At 67.3% G+C, this 15,306-nt stretch carries 23 protein-coding genes; 18 read left to right on the forward strand and 5 right to left on the reverse strand.

The window, feature by feature from the left end:
* On the reverse strand, nt 1–240 hold a 240-nt coding region (locus tag HPY23_RS20715), incomplete at its 3' end, for a Rha family transcriptional regulator (protein WP_200647182.1).
* A 285-nt stretch (nt 241–525) separates the two neighbouring features.
* Between HPY23_RS20715 and HPY23_RS20720 the strand changes: the two genes are divergently transcribed.
* The 12 genes from HPY23_RS20720 to HPY23_RS33890 all read left to right on the forward strand — a co-directional run bounded on the left by HPY23_RS20720 (nt 526) and on the right by HPY23_RS33890 (nt 9,741).
* On the forward strand, nt 526–750 hold the full coding sequence (locus HPY23_RS20720; protein WP_200601785.1) for a hypothetical protein: 225 nt from the start codon (nt 526–528) through the stop codon (nt 748–750).
* Between the two features lie 624 nt (nt 751–1,374).
* A complete protein-coding gene (locus HPY23_RS20725) occupies nt 1,375–1,848 on the forward strand; it encodes a MerR family transcriptional regulator (RefSeq protein WP_200601786.1) in 474 nt (157 codons plus the stop codon).
* Between the two features lie 241 nt (nt 1,849–2,089).
* Nucleotides 2,090–2,311, forward strand: coding sequence for a hypothetical protein (locus tag HPY23_RS20730; RefSeq protein WP_200601787.1), 222 nt, complete (start codon nt 2,090–2,092; stop codon nt 2,309–2,311).
* Nucleotides 2,312–2,551: 240 nt separating this feature from the next.
* Complete coding sequence (locus HPY23_RS20735) at nt 2,552–3,010, forward strand: hypothetical protein (protein ID WP_200601788.1); 459 nt, start codon at nt 2,552–2,554, stop codon at nt 3,008–3,010.
* Nucleotides 3,011–3,023: 13 nt separating this feature from the next.
* Nucleotides 3,024–3,851: a hypothetical protein gene (locus HPY23_RS20740; protein ID WP_200601789.1), complete on the forward strand. Its 828-nt coding sequence runs from the start codon at nt 3,024–3,026 to the stop codon at nt 3,849–3,851.
* Between the two features lie 7 nt (nt 3,852–3,858).
* Nucleotides 3,859–4,800 (forward strand): S49 family peptidase, encoded by a 942-nt coding sequence (locus tag HPY23_RS20745; RefSeq protein ID WP_200601790.1) that lies wholly within the window; start codon nt 3,859–3,861, stop codon nt 4,798–4,800.
* Nucleotides 4,801–4,804: 4 nt separating this feature from the next.
* Nucleotides 4,805–5,113: a DUF6074 family protein gene (locus HPY23_RS20750; protein WP_200601791.1), complete on the forward strand. Its 309-nt coding sequence runs from the start codon at nt 4,805–4,807 to the stop codon at nt 5,111–5,113.
* Complete coding sequence (locus HPY23_RS20755; protein WP_200601792.1) at nt 5,113–5,331, forward strand: hypothetical protein; 219 nt, start codon at nt 5,113–5,115, stop codon at nt 5,329–5,331. The genes HPY23_RS20750 and HPY23_RS20755 overlap by 1 nt, the downstream gene beginning before the upstream one ends.
* Before the next feature lie 2 nt (nt 5,332–5,333).
* Nucleotides 5,334–7,703, forward strand: a complete 2,370-nt coding sequence (locus HPY23_RS20760) for a hypothetical protein (RefSeq protein ID WP_200601793.1) — start codon at nt 5,334–5,336, stop codon at nt 7,701–7,703.
* Nucleotides 7,704–7,863: 160 nt separating this feature from the next.
* Nucleotides 7,864–8,136 (forward strand): hypothetical protein, encoded by a 273-nt coding sequence (locus tag HPY23_RS20765; protein ID WP_200601794.1) that lies wholly within the window; start codon nt 7,864–7,866, stop codon nt 8,134–8,136.
* A 640-nt stretch (nt 8,137–8,776) separates the two neighbouring features.
* The gene (locus tag HPY23_RS34135; RefSeq protein ID WP_413231139.1) at nt 8,777–9,064 is read left to right on the forward strand and encodes a DUF2335 domain-containing protein; all 288 of its coding nucleotides are present in this window, start codon (nt 8,777–8,779) and stop codon (nt 9,062–9,064) included.
* Between the two features lie 314 nt (nt 9,065–9,378).
* The gene (locus HPY23_RS33890; protein WP_200601796.1) at nt 9,379–9,741 is read left to right on the forward strand and encodes a hypothetical protein; all 363 of its coding nucleotides are present in this window, start codon (nt 9,379–9,381) and stop codon (nt 9,739–9,741) included.
* 399 nt (nt 9,742–10,140) lie between these two features.
* On the opposite strand, the gene HPY23_RS20780 is transcribed toward HPY23_RS33890, so the two are convergent.
* The 4 genes from HPY23_RS20780 to HPY23_RS20795 all read right to left on the reverse strand — a co-directional run bounded on the left by HPY23_RS20780 (nt 10,141) and on the right by HPY23_RS20795 (nt 11,737).
* On the reverse strand, nt 10,141–10,419 hold the full coding sequence (locus HPY23_RS20780) for a hypothetical protein (protein WP_200601797.1): 279 nt from the start codon (nt 10,417–10,419) through the stop codon (nt 10,141–10,143).
* A 3-nt stretch (nt 10,420–10,422) separates the two neighbouring features.
* Nucleotides 10,423–11,097 (reverse strand): nucleotide-binding protein, encoded by a 675-nt coding sequence (locus HPY23_RS20785; protein ID WP_200601798.1) that lies wholly within the window; start codon nt 11,095–11,097, stop codon nt 10,423–10,425.
* Nucleotides 11,098–11,167: 70 nt separating this feature from the next.
* The gene (locus HPY23_RS20790; protein ID WP_236012721.1) at nt 11,168–11,485 is read right to left on the reverse strand and encodes a hypothetical protein; all 318 of its coding nucleotides are present in this window, start codon (nt 11,483–11,485) and stop codon (nt 11,168–11,170) included.
* 3 nt (nt 11,486–11,488) lie between these two features.
* Complete coding sequence (locus tag HPY23_RS20795) at nt 11,489–11,737, reverse strand: helix-turn-helix domain-containing protein (protein ID WP_200601799.1); 249 nt, start codon at nt 11,735–11,737, stop codon at nt 11,489–11,491.
* A 156-nt stretch (nt 11,738–11,893) separates the two neighbouring features.
* Here HPY23_RS20795 and HPY23_RS20800 point away from each other — a divergent pair, with 156 nt between their 5' ends.
* From HPY23_RS20800 to HPY23_RS20825, 6 genes are all read left to right on the forward strand, one after another.
* On the forward strand, nt 11,894–12,151 hold the full coding sequence (locus tag HPY23_RS20800; protein ID WP_200601800.1) for a hypothetical protein: 258 nt from the start codon (nt 11,894–11,896) through the stop codon (nt 12,149–12,151).
* Nucleotides 12,151–12,609 (forward strand): hypothetical protein, encoded by a 459-nt coding sequence (locus tag HPY23_RS20805; RefSeq protein ID WP_200601801.1) that lies wholly within the window; start codon nt 12,151–12,153, stop codon nt 12,607–12,609. The genes HPY23_RS20800 and HPY23_RS20805 overlap by 1 nt, the downstream gene beginning before the upstream one ends.
* Before the next feature lie 287 nt (nt 12,610–12,896).
* Nucleotides 12,897–13,073: a hypothetical protein gene (locus HPY23_RS20810; protein WP_200601802.1), complete on the forward strand. Its 177-nt coding sequence runs from the start codon at nt 12,897–12,899 to the stop codon at nt 13,071–13,073.
* The gene (locus tag HPY23_RS20815; RefSeq protein ID WP_200601803.1) at nt 13,070–13,441 is read left to right on the forward strand and encodes a hypothetical protein; all 372 of its coding nucleotides are present in this window, start codon (nt 13,070–13,072) and stop codon (nt 13,439–13,441) included. The genes HPY23_RS20810 and HPY23_RS20815 overlap by 4 nt, the downstream gene beginning before the upstream one ends.
* Entirely contained in the window at nt 13,419–14,129 is a 711-nt protein-coding gene (locus HPY23_RS20820; protein WP_200601804.1) for a helix-turn-helix domain-containing protein, read from the forward strand. The genes HPY23_RS20815 and HPY23_RS20820 overlap by 23 nt, the downstream gene beginning before the upstream one ends.
* Nucleotides 14,126–15,106 (forward strand): helix-turn-helix domain-containing protein, encoded by a 981-nt coding sequence (locus HPY23_RS20825; protein ID WP_200601805.1) that lies wholly within the window; start codon nt 14,126–14,128, stop codon nt 15,104–15,106. The genes HPY23_RS20820 and HPY23_RS20825 overlap by 4 nt, the downstream gene beginning before the upstream one ends.
* Nucleotides 15,107–15,306: the final 200 nt, after the last annotated feature.

Below are 15,306 nucleotides of genomic sequence, written 5' to 3' on the forward strand. Positions count from 1 at the left end.
TGGGTAAAAAACACCCACCCCCCAGGTCGCCGCCCGGAGCGGCACCGAGTAGCCAGAAACGAGGATCAGGCACTCGCGCTTGGGGAGGCTGAAGCACGGAAGGGAGCGACCCGTGCTGTCCCGGTAGCTCGAACCAAATTTGGTTTCAGTGACCCCGAGGGCATCAAACATCGCGCGGATGTCGCGCGTCACGTTCCGGTGCTCCTTCCCGGTCCGCTCTGCGATTTCCAGACTGGACATCGTGAGGGGGGCGCCCGCTTCGCCGTAGGGCAGGGTTTCCGCCCAATCCGGCGGAAACCCCGGAGCCAGGGAATTTCGCGTCGGAGCGACGCACAATCCGAAGCCTCAGAACTTCTTAGCCTTCAAGCCACGGCGGCGCGCGTGCCCTCGCCTGACGACCTAAGTTGAACTTAGCCCGTTCATCATCCACATTATCGCATATTATTCTTCGATCATCTGCGCTTTTACTCTTGACGACATCAGTATATCAAAGTACAACAGAAGCACAGACAGAGGAGATACCAGATGAACAACGACCTCGCCGCCGCCCTCAACGAGATCATCGCCGCCGCTGCTCCGGTCGCCGCCGCGCCCAGCACCATCGAGCAGGACTTCACCGCGCTGCTGGCCGGCACCACCCCGCGGCCGGCGCCCACCCATCCGGTCCGCGACCCGCTCACCGGCGGCGTCTTCACCTTCCGCCACACCCTCGAGGAGGCCGAAGCGCTCGGCGCCCGCCTGGTGGCTTGAGACCGGGGCGCCCCACCGCGGGGCGCCTCTCCCCCGCCCAGGAGGCTGCCCACATCGCCCGGCGGAAGGAGATCTATGAGGCGCTCCACCCAGAGACGCGACAGGGCGGGAATCAGGGGGCCGGGGGTAGGTTCTCGCCGTCTCGCCAAAATGGCGACACGGCCCGCTTCACCGCTGCCACCGCCGCCGCCACCGGCAAGAGCGAGCGCACCGTACAGCGCACGGCGCAGGACCACAGGGCGGCCCCAGGGCTGCCCTTCGTCGTTTCTGGGCTACGTGCCCACGCCGGGGCGCGGCAGGCCACTGGTGAGGTGCCCAGAAATCTGCGGCCTGCGACGTTCACGCATGACGTGAACTCTGCCCGCGCCTTGCCTCGTGTTCTTCATGAACTGCATGTGAAGAGAGCATTTTTAGCCCTTGCAGTTGCCGGCATCTGCGGGCATCAAATTCCTACAGTTCGAGTTGTGCCTGAAATGGTTCGGCCCTGAGGCCCCGCCGCCGGCACGCCCTCCCAACACCTGCTGCCTCGTTACCTCGCCGCTCCTGGCGAGCACCAGCCTGCGCCCTTCCGGGCCGCGGGCTGCAAGGCGTTGGGCCGCACTGCGTCAGCTCTGGAGACCGATCATGCCCAGCCTGTGCACTCCTACCTTTGTTCCGATCAGCGCCGCGGTGGAGCGGCTCGACCTGCCCGCACACGTGCTGCGCTTCTGGGGCACGCAATTCGCCCAGATCCGTCCTGTCATTCGGGCCGGCGGCCGGCGCTACTACTCTCAGGCAGACCTTGAGCTGATCGCCGGCATCAAGGTACTTCTGCGAGAGCAGCGCCTTACGATCGCCGGCGCCAAGCAGTTGCTTCAACAGCGCGGCATCTCCCACGTCCGCGCGCTCGGCAAGGCCACGAGCGACCAGACCACCACCCCGATGTCCGCTGGCACGGTGCGCAGTGCGCTTGACGCGACAGCTGCTCGAGCAGTCGAAAGCGGGACCTCCATGCAGATCGTCGGAGAGCAACTCGCCATCGCTGGCATCAAGATGCTGCGCGAGTGCGGCGCCGACGCAGACACGTTCGAGAAGCTCGCGCTCGCCAACGTGGCGTGATGAGGGTTTCGGGGCGGCAAGGGCGAGCGCGCCGGTGCCAGGGCTGGCAAGCGGTCATGCCCGTCCTGCGCCAGCCTGAGGCCACGTAGGCCCATGCCGGCCCTGCCCCCCCCGATGGATGGGAGGGTGCTCCTGCCGCGCAGGGAGGCCGCACACGGCCACCACCATGCCGACAGCCCCTTGCCACCCCTGAGGCCAGAGAACGGCGCCAGCGCGCCCCTCGTTCGACATGGAGACCACCATGACCGACGACACCACCACCGACGCCATGCGCCGTGCCGCGAACACCCTGGAGGTGGCAGGGGAGCGCCTGATCGGCCCGGGCCTCAGCGAGCGCGAGGTCGGCCTTGCCCTCCTGGCGGCGGCCATCGTGCGCCTCGCCCGCCTCATGCCCCCTGCGGAGCTACGTGGGCACCTGGCACGGCTGGCCGAGGATCTCGAGGTGCCGGTGGCCGCAGAGTAGGCGCGCCCTCTCGTGATCGGCTGCGAGCGTCAGCGCCCACCCCCCCGGGTGGGGGGGTAAGAACTCGCCAGAGTTTTCGGATGAAGAGCGGTTGTGCTCCCATCCGCGGATTTAATTTCCGGCGCGCGAAATTCGGCGCGAAATTACAAAAATGCCCGAAAAACCTAGAGCCGCCATTCAGTACGAGGGCGGCCCGGCAGGATGCTGATATGTCAGAAATCCCCCTGAGCGTGGTCGCGGGTGTCGCGCTCCCCTGACCTCGCCCTGCTCCGACGCATCGCGGCCGGCCGGGAGACCGAGGCCGACCGGGCGGTGCTGGCTGGCCGGGTGCGGGCCTACCTTGACGGCGCGCCGGCCGGCGCGACCCTCGACAGCACCTTCGGCGTCGCCCGGGTGCCGGGGCATGGAGCGTGGTGGCGTGCTGAAGCCCTGGACGCCCGCGACGCCGCATTGCGGGCGCTCGCGGCCACCTTCCACCGCGGGGAGCCACCAGCCCGGCAGGCGGCCGCGATCCGGTCCGCGCTCCTGGCCTACGCGGCGTCGGCATGGCGCTTCGACCGGATAGAGACCTCGCCGCCGGCACAGTACATCGGGACTGCACGCGAGATGCTGTTCGACGCCCTGCGAGCCTGCGACGAGGTGCCGAGCATCAGCCACATCCGCCGCATCCTCGTCGGCTCTCGCTCCGGCCGGTGCTGAGCGCACACCCTGGGTGGAGATGCGCACGGCGGCTGGGCAGCATGCCGGCATGCGAGACCATCCCATCACCCACATCCCGCGCCCCCGCTCCCAACGGCAGGTGGTCAACGAGCTTCGCGGCATCGAGCAGCCCGAGCCGGACGAGTTCGACCTCGCAGCAGCCGCCGAGCGCCGAGCCGCGCTGCGCGCCACGGCCGGCGCGGAGATCTCCAGCATCGAGGCGCAACGCGACGCCGAGTTGCCGGGGCTGGCAGCCGCAGAGGAGCGGGCCCGGCGCCACCTCGAAAGCCTGACGCCGGCCTATCAGGAGGCGATGCGCGCCTATGCGGCGGCGCAGGGCGAGCACACCCGTCGGGCGCATGATTTCGCCTATGCGCGCGAGCGGCAGGTGCGGCGCGTGTACGCCGCGGCCGAGCCGGTGATCCAGGAGACGCGCACCGCTCTCACGGAGCTGATGCAGGCGACGATCGCGACCATGGCCGAGAGCGAGGAGCGCAATGCGCTGTACGACGAGCGGCAGGGGCGGTGGGTCCACCAGATCTGGAGCAACGCCCCGTCGATCGACCGCCGCCGCACGGCCATCCTCGCCCTCTTCCATGACATCGAGGGTATGAAGGCCGAGCCGGACCAGGGCGACATCCGCGAGCGCCTTGCGCGCCTGGTGGAGGCCCTGCCGGACGCTTCGGAACTCGTGCTGGTTCGCGACTACCCGAAGGCCGAGCCCGCCCGCCCCTGGCCGGCCTACAAGCAGGCCCGCGAAGAGCTGATCGGGCGGCCCATCGACGACAACCCCGAGGAACGCCGCTCCCGCCGCGGCATCCTCAATCGGCTGATCGGCTGAGGCCCCCATGAGCACGGGAATCGACCACATCCTCTCCGCCGCGGCCTCGCAGCCCTGGGCGCTGATGCCGGAGAAGCTGGCGGAGATCCAAGCCTTCCTGGCGCTGCGCGCCGACGGCGCGCGGTTCTCCCGGGAGGAGATCCAGGCCCGCATCGGCCCCGGCCGCACCGGCGAGCCGGCTGCGTCCTCGGGCGTGGTGGCGGTGATCCCGATCGTCGGGATCATCTCGCAGCGCATGAACATGATGGCCGACATCAGCGGCCCAGGCGGCACCTCCACGGACCGGGTCGGCGCCGCGTTCCGGCGCGCCATGGCGGACCCGAACGTCAAGGCGATCGTCTTCGACGTCGACAGCCCCGGCGGCTCGACTTACGGCACGCAGGAGCTGGCCGACGAGATCTTCGCGGCCCGGGGCCGGAAACCCATCGTGGCGCAGGTCAACAGCCTCGCCGCCTCGGCCGCGTACTGGATCATCAGTTCGGCCAGCGAGATCGTTGCCACGCCCGGCGGGGATGTCGGTTCCATCGGCGTCTACGGCATGCACAGCGACGTGTCGGCCGCCATGGAGAAGGCCGGCATCCGCAAGACGTTCATCTCTGCCGGCGAGTTCAAGACCGAGGGCAACCCGTTCGAGCCACTGGGCGAGGAGGCCCGCGCCTACGCGCAGAAGCGGGTGAACGAGACCTATGGTGACTTCGTGCGCGCCGTGGCCCGTGGGCGCGGCGTCACCCCGGCCCGTGTCAGGGCGGAGTACGGCAAGGGGCGTGCGGTGGGCGCCCGAGAGGCGGCCCGGCTCGGCATGGTCGACCGCATCGCGACGATGCAGGAGACGCTTCGCCGGCTCGGCGGTGGCGGTCCGGTCGCGGCGCCCGCCTCGCCCGGCGGGATGGACGCCGCGAGCATGGAGATGCGCCGGCGCCGGCATGCACAGCGCGTCAGGGTGGGGTGAGGCTATGCGAGAGATCCACCTGTTCCCCGGCGCGGCACGTCGCGGCGCGGTCCGCACCGTGGCGGATGCCGCCTTCCCCCTCGAGCCAGTCGAGAGTGACCGCATCGTCCGGGAGGCGGCCGACCGGCACGCCGCCGAGGTGCGCACCTTCGGCGACGACGAGGCGGTGATCGCGGCCGACGCCACCGGCTTCCGGCGGGCCGTGGAGGACGAACTGCAGTATCGCCGGGTCCAGGCGATCATCGAAGACCCCGAGGAGCTGCAGGCCGCGCGCGAGATCGTGGGCGCCCTGTTCGGGCGGGGTCGGGCCTAATGTCGACCCCCGATCTGAGTATCACCCCCGAAGCGATCGACCACGTCCGCGAGGCGGCGAACGCCTGGGCCGGCGACAACCGGGATCTCGCCCTTGCCCTCGTCACCATGGGTCACGCGATGTTGCTGATCCTCGACGGACGGGCCGATCACATCGCGCTGTATGAGCAGGCCGCCCGTACCGTCGCGCACCTCCACCCGCCGGCCGGGAGCGCCTGACGATGGCTGAACCGCTCGTCATCCAATTCGCCGCCGACACCTCGCGGGCGCAGAGCGCCATGACGAGCCTCGTGGCGTCCATCACCGGCAACATGGCGAGCGCTGGCGTCGCCATGACGGGCCTCGCGGCCAACGCGAACGCGACGGGTAACGCCATCGGCGCCCTGCAGCAGAACGTCCAGCGGGCCGCGACGGTCATCAGCAACGACGTCCGGACGATCGCCTCTCGCACAGCCGCGGCCGCGACCGCGGAGAAAGCAACTCTCGAGGGCGTTGTCCGCGAGTTCACGGCCGCTGCCGCCGGGTCGGAGGCTGCCAGCACAGCGATCAAGACGGGCCTGACGACGACCACGGCAGCCGTGTCTGGCCTCGCCTCGCAGATCCCCACGCTCAAGACCTTGCTCGGCGCCTTCCTGGCGTTCGAGGCCGCGAAGCTGATCTTCGAGACGGTCGGCGCGTCGATCGACCTCGCGCGGAAACACGTCGAGGAGTTCGTGAAAATCGGCAAGGATGCCGAGCGGGCCGGCGTCACACCCGAGTTCTTCCAGCGTGTGACGCAGGGGGCGGACAGGTACGGACTCACGGTCGACCAGGCGACACAGGCGCTCAACCGCTTCCGGGACGCCTCGCAGATCCGTCTTGGCGAGGGTGAGCACTCCCGGAACTCGTCCGCCATCAGCGACCGCCTGGAGCAGAACGTCCGGGCGCGCAACATCTCCGCAGCCGATCGGCAGTCCTACGAAGGTGCGGACGGGACCGAGGCCAAGTTCAAGGCGCTGCTGGACATCATTCAGAAGCTTCAGGACGCCGGCAAGGGCGCCGCAGCGTTCGACCTCGCCGGCAAGTTCATCGGCCCGGACTTCGAGCGGAAGCTGCGGAACGGCGAGGACGCCGTCGCCAAGCTGAAGGCCACCATCGCCACGACCTCGACGACGGTCGCGGGCATCCGCATCGTGGGTGACGAGGAGGTGGCGCGAGCCAACGAACTCGATGCCAAGGCCAAGGAGATCGCGAACACCTTCGCCAGCATCCTTGCTCCGATCAACAAGGATATCTCGAACTCTGCCCTGGACACCTACGAAGCATTCCTGAACGTAGAGAGGACGATCGCGAGAGTTGTTGCTGTCGCAGCGAAACTCTACGCCGAGGTCTCGCGGATCGCCGCGAAAATCGCCGAAATGACGCCATCACAGGGCGAGCTTGCGACCAGCCTCGGCGCGCCCGCGATCGGCAAATACCTCGGCATCGACGGAGTCGGCCCGAAGGCAAAGGAGGTCATCGACAACTTCCTGCGCGCCACGGGCGTCAAGGATGCCCTGGACGCCCCTGAGGTCTACGGTCCGCCCGCGCCGGACAAGCCGCTCACTATGCGCGTGCGCGCCCCTGGCACCGGCAAGGATGGATCCAACACGCTCCGCTCCCTCGTGCCGCGAACCGGCAGGGGCAGCGACGGCTCGGAAAGCCTCGACGCCGTCGAAACGCTCATCAACCAGCTGGAGAAGGCCAGGGACACCGCCAAGGCCGAGTTGGACAACGTCGGCAAGACCAACGCCGAACGCGAGCGCGCGGTGGCCCTGGCGAAGGCGGAGGCTGCGGCCCGCGAAGACGTCAAGCGCGGCAAGCGCACCGACCCGAACCTCGACAGCGACGAGCGCAGCCGCATCCTCGACGCAGCCGACAAGACCACGCGCTACAAGGATGCGCAGAAGGATCTCGAACAGCAGATCCGCCAGACGGCCGACGCCGCCCGCTACTTCGGCGACATCGCGGCCAACAGCCTGGCAGACGCCATCCTCGAGGGGCGGAGCTTCAGCGACATCCTCAACAACCTCACGAAGCAGTTGGCCCGGGGCGGGCTGCAGGCGTTGTTCACTGGCCAGGGCCCGCTCGCCGGGTTGCTCGGGACGGCCCCCACCGCAAGCTCCGGGGACACCGTTGGAGGCTTGGCTGGGCTGCTCAAGGCGGCACTGCCGAGCGGCGGAGGCGGTGCCCTGCAGGGGCCTACGCTCAGCGGTGCCACCCTCGACGCTGCGTCGGGCGGCGGCGGGATCGGCGGCCTGTTCCAGGCCATTTTCGGGGCCTTTCGCGCCAACGGTGGTCCCGTCGAGGCCGGCCGGGGCTACACGGTGGGTGAGCGCGGACGTGAGCTCTTCATCCCGAACCAGAACGGCCAGATCGTCCCCATCGCGCGCGGCGGCGGGGGCGACATGGGAGGCGACATCGTCATCGGGGGTGACACCATCAGCATCACCTCGGCGCAAGGCGTGACCCCGCAGCAGATGCTCGCCGCGCTGGCGCAGCGCGACCAGCAGTTCCGGCGCAACATCAACGGCATCGTCGCCGACGGGCGGCGCCGCTACCGGCCGGCTTAAACAGGGAGCTTGCTGAAATGCCTGACGCAGTCGGCGCCGCAGTACTTTCCGCAATCGGCACAACCTCGGTCACCATAGCCGGTACTTTGACGACGGCCACGGTTGTCGGCTACGCCGTCATCTCGTCGGCCACGCTGCCGATTACCATGGCGCCGGCGCGATGACGGCGGTCAACGTCATTCTCCGGCCGCACACCGCCTACCTCGTCACGGACGGCGAGACGCAGGAGCGCGGCTTCCAGGTGCAGCCCCGCGGGAAGGTGATCCTGTTCCCTCACCTCCGTGCGGCGCTCGCCCTGCGCGGCTATCCGCCCGTGCTCGGCTCGTTGCTGTCGATCATCGGCCACCGGCGCGCCAGCTTCGAGGAGGCGGCCGAGGGGCTTGGTGCTCTCGACCGCAACCCTAGCACGAAACTCCCACATTGCAGGGTGTGAGAATGGAATAGGTGCCACCACAGACCAGCAGAGACGAGGTGGCCCATCGTCAGGCGCCCCGGAGACCCGATAGACTGCACCTCGACTGAGCGCGCCACGGTGGCGCGCTTGAGACCTTCCGAGGACTTCCGGGAGGGGCCGATTTCGGTTCCATAAACACGATTTCGCGCACGAGTCGTGCCTGGTCCCGCTGTCTGATTGAGGACAGCCAGTCGGGCTGAAAGCCGATCAAATGCCACTGAACGTTGACGAGAGTCAGCAATCGCCATTGAGAGTCCCCATTGACGGCAGACGCACTGCGCGTACATGAATCCGCCCATGAGGACCTATGCCTTGTCCATACCCAAGCGGAAGACGCGTGTTGGCAGCTTCGTTGCCGGCCTCGGCGCTCTTGCGTCTGTGTGGCCGGCTGCAACAGTGGTCACGCGCTACCCTCATAGATCGGATCTCGATGCCCTCCGCAGCGATGGCCAGCGGATTGGTGCCGACATGCGCCGCGTGATCGATCGCGAGCGCGAGCGTGTCCAGGCGAAGAAAGCCCCCTAATCCGCCGACCGGATCGCAGATCTCTGAACAGCAGGGGCCTTCCAGGGTCGAGGTAAATCACCAGTTTTGGCAGGGCCCACTCCCTCCGCCGGTGGTGCTTGAACAGTTTCGCCAAATGGTTCCAGACGCTCCCGAGCGTATATTTCGCCAATGGGAGAAGGAATCTGACCACAGGCGTAATTTCGAGACAGTAGCTTTAGAGGGTAATCTGCGCACTACGCGCTACGGACAGTTGAGCGCAACAGCCTTCGCACTGTCTGCCATGGCCGTAACTTGCTTCTGCGTTTGGATGGGTGAGCCGTGGGTTGCTGGAATCGTCGGCGGAACAACAGTTGTTTCCGTTGTAGGCGCATTTCTCTATCAGCGACTGAAGGGTGAATAGGCTTCCGCACTTCACCCCCCGATAGCCTTCGCCCACCGCGCCAGAGCAGCCTCAAGAGGGCTTTCTGGTACTGCCCGATTCTGCTCACCCATAATCACCCCCCTTTCCGGGGAAGTATGCTTTTGGGCGAGTTGGGTTGCGGGTTTGCGCTCCCCAGATCTGGGGAGCCCAACGCGGCTCGCGGGAGCGCCCAGGACAGGCAGGAGCGGCTCCGGGCGAGCAACGGGGCGTCGGGCCGGCGCCGGGGCTCCACGGGCTCGCTGTGCCGCCGCGTTGGCCTTCCCGAACTCGACTCCGAATTCCTCCCCGAAGCGGTGCAGGATCGCTCGGCGCTGAAGGCCACCCTCGGTGCGCTGGTACCGCTTGCCGGCATCCGGCTCGTACCGGGCGAGGAAGCCGATCTCGACCAAGACCGCGAGGGCGCCGCGCACACGGGCTTCGGACAGCCCAAGGGCCTCGTGCTCGGCCAGGGCCCGCCGATCGATCGGGAAGGCGCACAGGAGCCGCCTGGGGCTGCTCCAGAACCGCGCGAGGAAATGTGCGAGCGCGAGGCAGGCCGGCGCGTTCTTGCGCCCCTGCAACGCCGCATCGAGCCTGTCCGCGACGGCACGCGGCAGGCGGTATCCGGTCGACATGGTGATTCCTTCCGAATCACCCGCCGGCTGGGGTCGTCCTAGCCACAAGGCATGGCTCCGCCGTCGCCAGAAGTCCCCACTTCTGGCTTGACGAAACCCGGCTCTGTGGGAGAGGATCGGTGCTGCAACACATCCGATGGCTCTTCCCCGAGCCGTGCATGAGGCCCGTCCACTCCCCAGTGGGCGGGTTTTGTGTTTGTGGTCACTACCTCCGAGCCCCACCATGGGGCACAGCCTTAACCATTCGAGGGGCTGGCGCCCGGCGTGTCAACCAGCGCGCCTGCGAACCCCGGCTGGAAACCGATCGTCGAGGCGGCCGGCGCACCCTCCCCTTGCTCCTGCCGCCGTCAGGTCGCGTAGGCATCCGACGGACTTCCAGCGGCAATCATCAAGATCGTATCTACACATCCGACTAACATGCATCGGATATGCTGCTGATATCTAATGCCCATCCCGATCGAGTTTCTCGGCGATCGCTTGGAGGATCCACGTGTTGCGCGGGAGCCGGACGGCCGTGGCGCGGCGCGCACTCTCGAGCCGCTCGAACAGGTCGCTGTCGCCCGGGAACTTCAGCGGGTGCTGAGGGGCCTTCGCAGGCTTGCCCTCGCCGGGTTCGGCTACGGGATCAACTGCCGGCACCGATCCGCCCTTGCTGATGAAGGCATCGATCGGGTCCGCAGCTACGGGCGCCGGCCGCTTCGGCTTCGATGACAGGGCCATCTATCAGATCCCCGCAGGATTGACGGAAGAGGTCTTGGCGGTATCGAAGAGATATCCGTAGAGGGCCTGTATCTCTTCGGAGGCCTTCGGATCCTGCGGCCGCAGCTCGACCACGCCGAGCCCTGCCGCCGCCGCCGCGCCGAACGCCTTGCGGTTGCCGAGGCCTGTCGGGATGAAGGTGAGGGCAGGCCGGGAGCGAAGGAGTTCGGCAGCCTCCGCGTTCTCGCTGCCGCGCGGGTCCGCCTTGTTGATGAAGGCGAATGCCCGGAGATCCGGGTTCACGGTGCGGGCTTCCTCGACCAGATCGGACACCTTGTCGAGGGTCCACACGTCGAACGATCGCGGCGCAAACGGGACCAGGTAGGCGGTGCAAATGGACAGCGCCGCGCGCTGGCTCACCGTGTCTCTGCCGCCGGTATCGATGATGACGTGCTGATGCTTCGGGGCGAGGCGCTGGACGCCCGTGCGCACGGCCGGGCCAGTGAGAGCGACGCAGGTGTAGCCGGCGCCACCGGGCCGGTTGCCTTCCCGCAGATTGGTGAAGTCGGTGCTCGTCTCCTGATCGTCGGCATCAACGAGGAGAACGTCCCGCCCGGCACCGGCGAGCATGATGGCGAGGTTGGTGGCGACGGTGCTCTTGCCCGATCCGCCCTTGGTCCCGCCCACGACCGTAATCATCAATCCTCCCGGTATGCGTCGCACATCGAGAGGATATCCTGCGGATGGCTCCCTGCCATCCGGTTAAGGTCTAGGAGGCATCCGCCTTCCATCCGGGAGCGTTCGGCTTCCCGATGACCCGATCTATGCCTTCCAGGACCAGGCTATGGAGGGACCGGCCCTGATCCTCGGCCATGCGCACGAGGGCTTCATACCGATCGGCGTCGAGGTAGAGCGTCTGCTTCGACGCCACATCACGCCGCCCGCGGGGGCGCCCGCGCTTGGGCGACTTGTCCTCTCCGATCGCGGCGTGAACCTGTGCAGCGGTGTGCAACACCGCGTCCCGGCCGCTGCGCAGCGGTGCCAGGGTGACGTTGCCGCCGTCAGCGTGAAGGACGTAACGCTTCATGGCTCATTCTCCCGCCAGGCGAACGCCGAGGCCGCCCGGCGCGGCGTCGCCCTCGGCGAGGAACACCACGCCACCCGCCTCAAGGGCATCCTGAAGAGCCGCTATCGTCCGGCCGTGCGCGGCGAGCGGCCCTCTGGTGCCCTCCAGACGCTTGATGCTCGGGAGCGAGACCCCGGATTTCTCCGCAAGGTCTTTCTGCTCCCACCGGAGCAGGGCGCGGGCGGCCCGTATCTGTTCGCTGGTGATGTGCATCGCAATACCTCCATGACCATAAAAGGCATCAGAGGTATTGACGTCAATCCGTTAACGGCCATTAATGTCTGTCAGGGGCTCATGCCTCGCGGCCGGGCCGGGAGCTACCACCCTCCCCACCCGGCCTGACCCTGCCACGTCGCTGAGAGACGTCACATGGCTACCTGCAAGCCTACCACGAACGACGTTCAACTTCGCCGCCTGCTCGACGCCGTCGAACTGATGGACCGCGAAATTCGCCAGATCGGAGGTTACGGCAAGATCTTTGGACATCTTGCCGACAGCCCGCACGAAATAGAGGGAGAACTCGTCGCCGCCATCGGAAATGACCTTAGCAGAGCCCAATCAAATCTCCAAGTGCTTTGGCAGCAGGCCTCAGAAGCCGGGCAATTTCTTCAGAAGAGCTTTGCGTGATGGCCGGCAAGGAGAGATTGCATATGAGCGGCCTTACCCCGCGCCGCGCCGTTCTGCGCGGCATCGCCATCGCGCCGATCATCGGCGCCGGCGGCCTCGCCCTGGCAGCTGTCCCGCAGGAGAGGCCCGACGCCGAGCTGATGCGCCTTCACGGCCGATTTCTGGACGCCGTGGCGGCCGAGCAAGAGGCCTACCGCGTGTTCGACGCCAGCCGGTCCGACGCGGACGCCCGTCTCGTGGACGCTGCCTGGGACGCCACAGGCAAGGTCGTCGAGGAGATCGAGCACCAGCGCGCCACGACGCCGGCCGGGCTCGCGGTGAAGGCCCTGGCCTGCTCATGGTGCTACGGCAAGCCGGGCAGCCGGTACCCGGGCGAGCTTCGCGCGCAGTACTGCACCGACGTGCGGCTCGCCATCGGCATCGTGGAAGACCTGCTCGCGATGGGCGGTGCCGCATGAGGATCCTGCGCACGATCCGCGCCCTGTGGCTGCTCCGGGCCGCGTGGCAGGACCAGCGGGCGAGCGAGAGGCTCCGGCTGCGCGCTCAGTCCCGGGCTGATCTCGCCCGCGCTCTATTCGAGACCAACCGCGCGTCGAGGACAATCGGCGCCTGATCCTTTCCCGCCGGCTCGGAATTTCTGTTTGGAAACCCGGGCCGGTGACGTGGCGGATCTTCGCCGTCCCATCTATGTTCTAAATGGGACGGCACTTTCCAATGACATCGGGTGATGAAAGCGAGGTCAGCTATGGCCGCTACCAGAGGTGCGCTCAAGATCTATGAGGGCCGGCGCCCGCTCGGCTCTGTCGTGAAGTCCCGGCCGGGGACCGTCTATGCCTATGACGTGGCCGGCACCGCCCTCGGCACGTTCGCAGACATCGACGCCGCGGTCTCGGCCCTCACCGACCGGCGGACCGCCGCATGAGCGCAGCACCACCGCTCTACAAGGCCCACGCGGACGCCCAGGGCGGCCGGCGCGTAATCGTGGCCGCCCGCCAGTTCGCCGGGCGCCCCTACGTCGAACTCCGGGCGAAGATCTCCCGCCGCGGCCGCGCCGAGGTCGAGGAGTTCGCCGAGCTCACCCCGAAACAGGCCCGGGAGCTCCACCGCGTGCTCGGCCTTGCCATCGCCTCCCTCGAGGCCACCGACCAGGATCGGTGCGATGCGATCTCGTGCTCTGCTCCTGGGGCGGGCGGTGAGACCCTCCCGCATGACGAACAAAAGCTCTCCGCCGCTGCCGATCGTGTGGGGGAAAGGCGAGAAGTGGCCGATGATCGAGGAGTGGGCGCATAACGTTATGCGCGATCCCAAGAGCAATCGCACCGAGATCAAGGTCGCGTGGGGCCTGTGCTTCCTCTTCAACGACAAGGACGCCAGGGCGTGGCCCAGCCACGAGAAGCTCGGCGCGAGGATCGGTCTATCTGGCGAGAGCGTTCGGACCGCTCTGCGCACGCTCGCCGCACGCCGGCACATCCTGCGGACACGGGAGTTGATCAAAGGCGAAATGCTGAGCGTGACCCGCCCGGTGTTCAATCGACAGGTGGTTGAGGGACAACCGCCTCGGGCAAGAAAGGGTGGTAGACCCTCAACCACCCCCCTGGTTGACGGACAACCGACAGACCGGTTGACGGACAACCACCATGTATACCTGGACGATACCAAGAAGGGGATACCACGAGAAGAAAACGTTCAGAGTGTCAGAACCGCCAGCGAGCCGGATGACAGCGCTGAGCCATCCGAAGAGGATTGGAAGCAGATCCTTCGGAAAACGGGAAGCCAGGAGATCGAGGCGGAGCGGGTCCAGCGAGACCCGACAGCGACAGACGATCCGTCGAGCAATCCGTCTGCGACGCAAGGCATTCGGGAGGAGAGGGCTTCCACCGTCGATGCAGGATCACCGCCGGTGGCTGATGCGGAGATCGAGGACGACGATTTCGACGACGACATTCCCGATCCGGCAACGCTGAGGGCTTCCCGATGACGAGTGGCCTCGACACGTTCGCGAAGGTGCGCGCCCTGCATGATCGCGCCTCGACCCCGGGCGAGAAGGCTGCAGCCGCAAGCCGGATGGAAGCGCTCGCCCGCTCCGCTGGAATGACGGTCGCTGAGGCGGTGTCCAAGTTGGACGCCCCCAAGCCGAAGACGCGGGCCGAGGCCATGGCCGACGCCTTCAACGCCATTTTCAATTCGCCCGAAGCCCTTGCCGAGCGAGCCGAGCGCGACCGGCAGCGGCTCAAGAAGGCAGCGGATCTGGTGGCCGAGTACGGCAGTGAGCAAGCGATCTTCGCCGACACGGAAATCGAGGCGGCATGCCGGGCCGCGTGCGAGCCGCTCCTTGGGCCGGGCGAGGCCTGGAATACGCTATATCGCCTCGATGGTTGGGATGGGTACGGCCGACGTAGCATGCCCGCTTCTGTGAGGGCAGCCGTGTCACAGGCGTGGCCCCTTCCTTCGACGGTTGCTGCCGCGTGGGCTGAATATCAAGCTTTCGACAAATTGATAACTGATCGCTATGTGGTCGATTATTATTTCAATCCTCATGCATATAGCTCGGCAAGGCAATACGTCGTTGAGGAGAGAATCAATAATTTGCCAGCCGCGGACTTGTGCGACATCAAAGCCCGTGTGGCGTGGTTGGATTATTGGGCCCACAGCGAAATCGAGCAGGATGTGGACGACGCGAAGCTGGCCCTGGCGAGCCTGCGTAGCGACATCGAGCGGCTGTCTGTCCAGTTCGGACAGGCCCAGCCTGCGCCCGAGGGGGCATCCGACGATCTGGACACCCCGAAGCCGCAAGCTGTCCAAACTGGACAGCGCCCGACGACGCGGGCTGAGCGCCGTGCTGCCGCAGCGGCCCTGATCTCCGAAGGCCTCACCGACCGCGAGGTGGCCCGCCGGCTCGGGATCTCGCCCACCACCGTCGGCGCGATCCGGCGAGCCCAGCAAGGCGCCACCTAACCGCGCCAGCGCCTCGCAGAGGAGCGCCAACCGTCTTGGACGCTACCACCCTAGCCGCCGCACTCGAATGCCCGTCCTGCGCCAGCCTCGTGGCGGGAAACGGCATCCCAGATTGCGGGTAGGGCGCCAGGGATGTCGGAAGTTCCGAAACCCGGCTCGGCTTGGACGTGCTCCAGCGCGGCGCACGTGGTCCGAGGTGG

The sequence above is a fragment of the Methylobacterium ajmalii genome (genome assembly GCF_016613415.1).
Lineage (GTDB): Bacteria > Pseudomonadota > Alphaproteobacteria > Rhizobiales > Beijerinckiaceae > Methylobacterium > Methylobacterium ajmalii.

Coding starts and splice junctions, on each gene's coding strand:
- HPY23_RS20800 (WP_200601800.1), top strand. CDS start 11,894: ATGGCTACCTGCAAGCCTACCACGAACGACGTTCAACTTCGCCGCCTG.
- HPY23_RS20720 (WP_200601785.1), top strand. CDS start 526: ATGAACAACGACCTCGCCGCCGCCCTCAACGAGATCATCGCCGCCGCT.
- HPY23_RS20820 (WP_200601804.1), top strand. CDS start 13,419: ATGATCGAGGAGTGGGCGCATAACGTTATGCGCGATCCCAAGAGCAAT.
- HPY23_RS20750 (WP_200601791.1), top strand. CDS start 4,805: ATGCGAGAGATCCACCTGTTCCCCGGCGCGGCACGTCGCGGCGCGGTC.
- HPY23_RS20825 (WP_200601805.1), top strand. CDS start 14,126: ATGACGAGTGGCCTCGACACGTTCGCGAAGGTGCGCGCCCTGCATGAT.
- HPY23_RS20725 (WP_200601786.1), top strand. CDS start 1,375: ATGCCCAGCCTGTGCACTCCTACCTTTGTTCCGATCAGCGCCGCGGTG.
- HPY23_RS20795 (WP_200601799.1), bottom strand. CDS start 11,737: ATGCACATCACCAGCGAACAGATACGGGCCGCCCGCGCCCTGCTCCGG.
- HPY23_RS20755 (WP_200601792.1), top strand. CDS start 5,113: ATGTCGACCCCCGATCTGAGTATCACCCCCGAAGCGATCGACCACGTC.
- HPY23_RS20810 (WP_200601802.1), top strand. CDS start 12,897: ATGGCCGCTACCAGAGGTGCGCTCAAGATCTATGAGGGCCGGCGCCCG.
- HPY23_RS20785 (WP_200601798.1), bottom strand. CDS start 11,097: ATGATTACGGTCGTGGGCGGGACCAAGGGCGGATCGGGCAAGAGCACC.
- HPY23_RS20760 (WP_200601793.1), top strand. CDS start 5,334: ATGGCTGAACCGCTCGTCATCCAATTCGCCGCCGACACCTCGCGGGCG.
- HPY23_RS20765 (WP_200601794.1), top strand. CDS start 7,864: ATGACGGCGGTCAACGTCATTCTCCGGCCGCACACCGCCTACCTCGTC.
- HPY23_RS20815 (WP_200601803.1), top strand. CDS start 13,070: ATGAGCGCAGCACCACCGCTCTACAAGGCCCACGCGGACGCCCAGGGC.
- HPY23_RS20730 (WP_200601787.1), top strand. CDS start 2,090: ATGACCGACGACACCACCACCGACGCCATGCGCCGTGCCGCGAACACC.
- HPY23_RS20780 (WP_200601797.1), bottom strand. CDS start 10,419: ATGGCCCTGTCATCGAAGCCGAAGCGGCCGGCGCCCGTAGCTGCGGAC.
- HPY23_RS20790 (WP_236012721.1), bottom strand. CDS start 11,485: ATGAAGCGTTACGTCCTTCACGCTGACGGCGGCAACGTCACCCTGGCA.
- HPY23_RS20745 (WP_200601790.1), top strand. CDS start 3,859: ATGAGCACGGGAATCGACCACATCCTCTCCGCCGCGGCCTCGCAGCCC.
- HPY23_RS20805 (WP_200601801.1), top strand. CDS start 12,151: ATGGCCGGCAAGGAGAGATTGCATATGAGCGGCCTTACCCCGCGCCGC.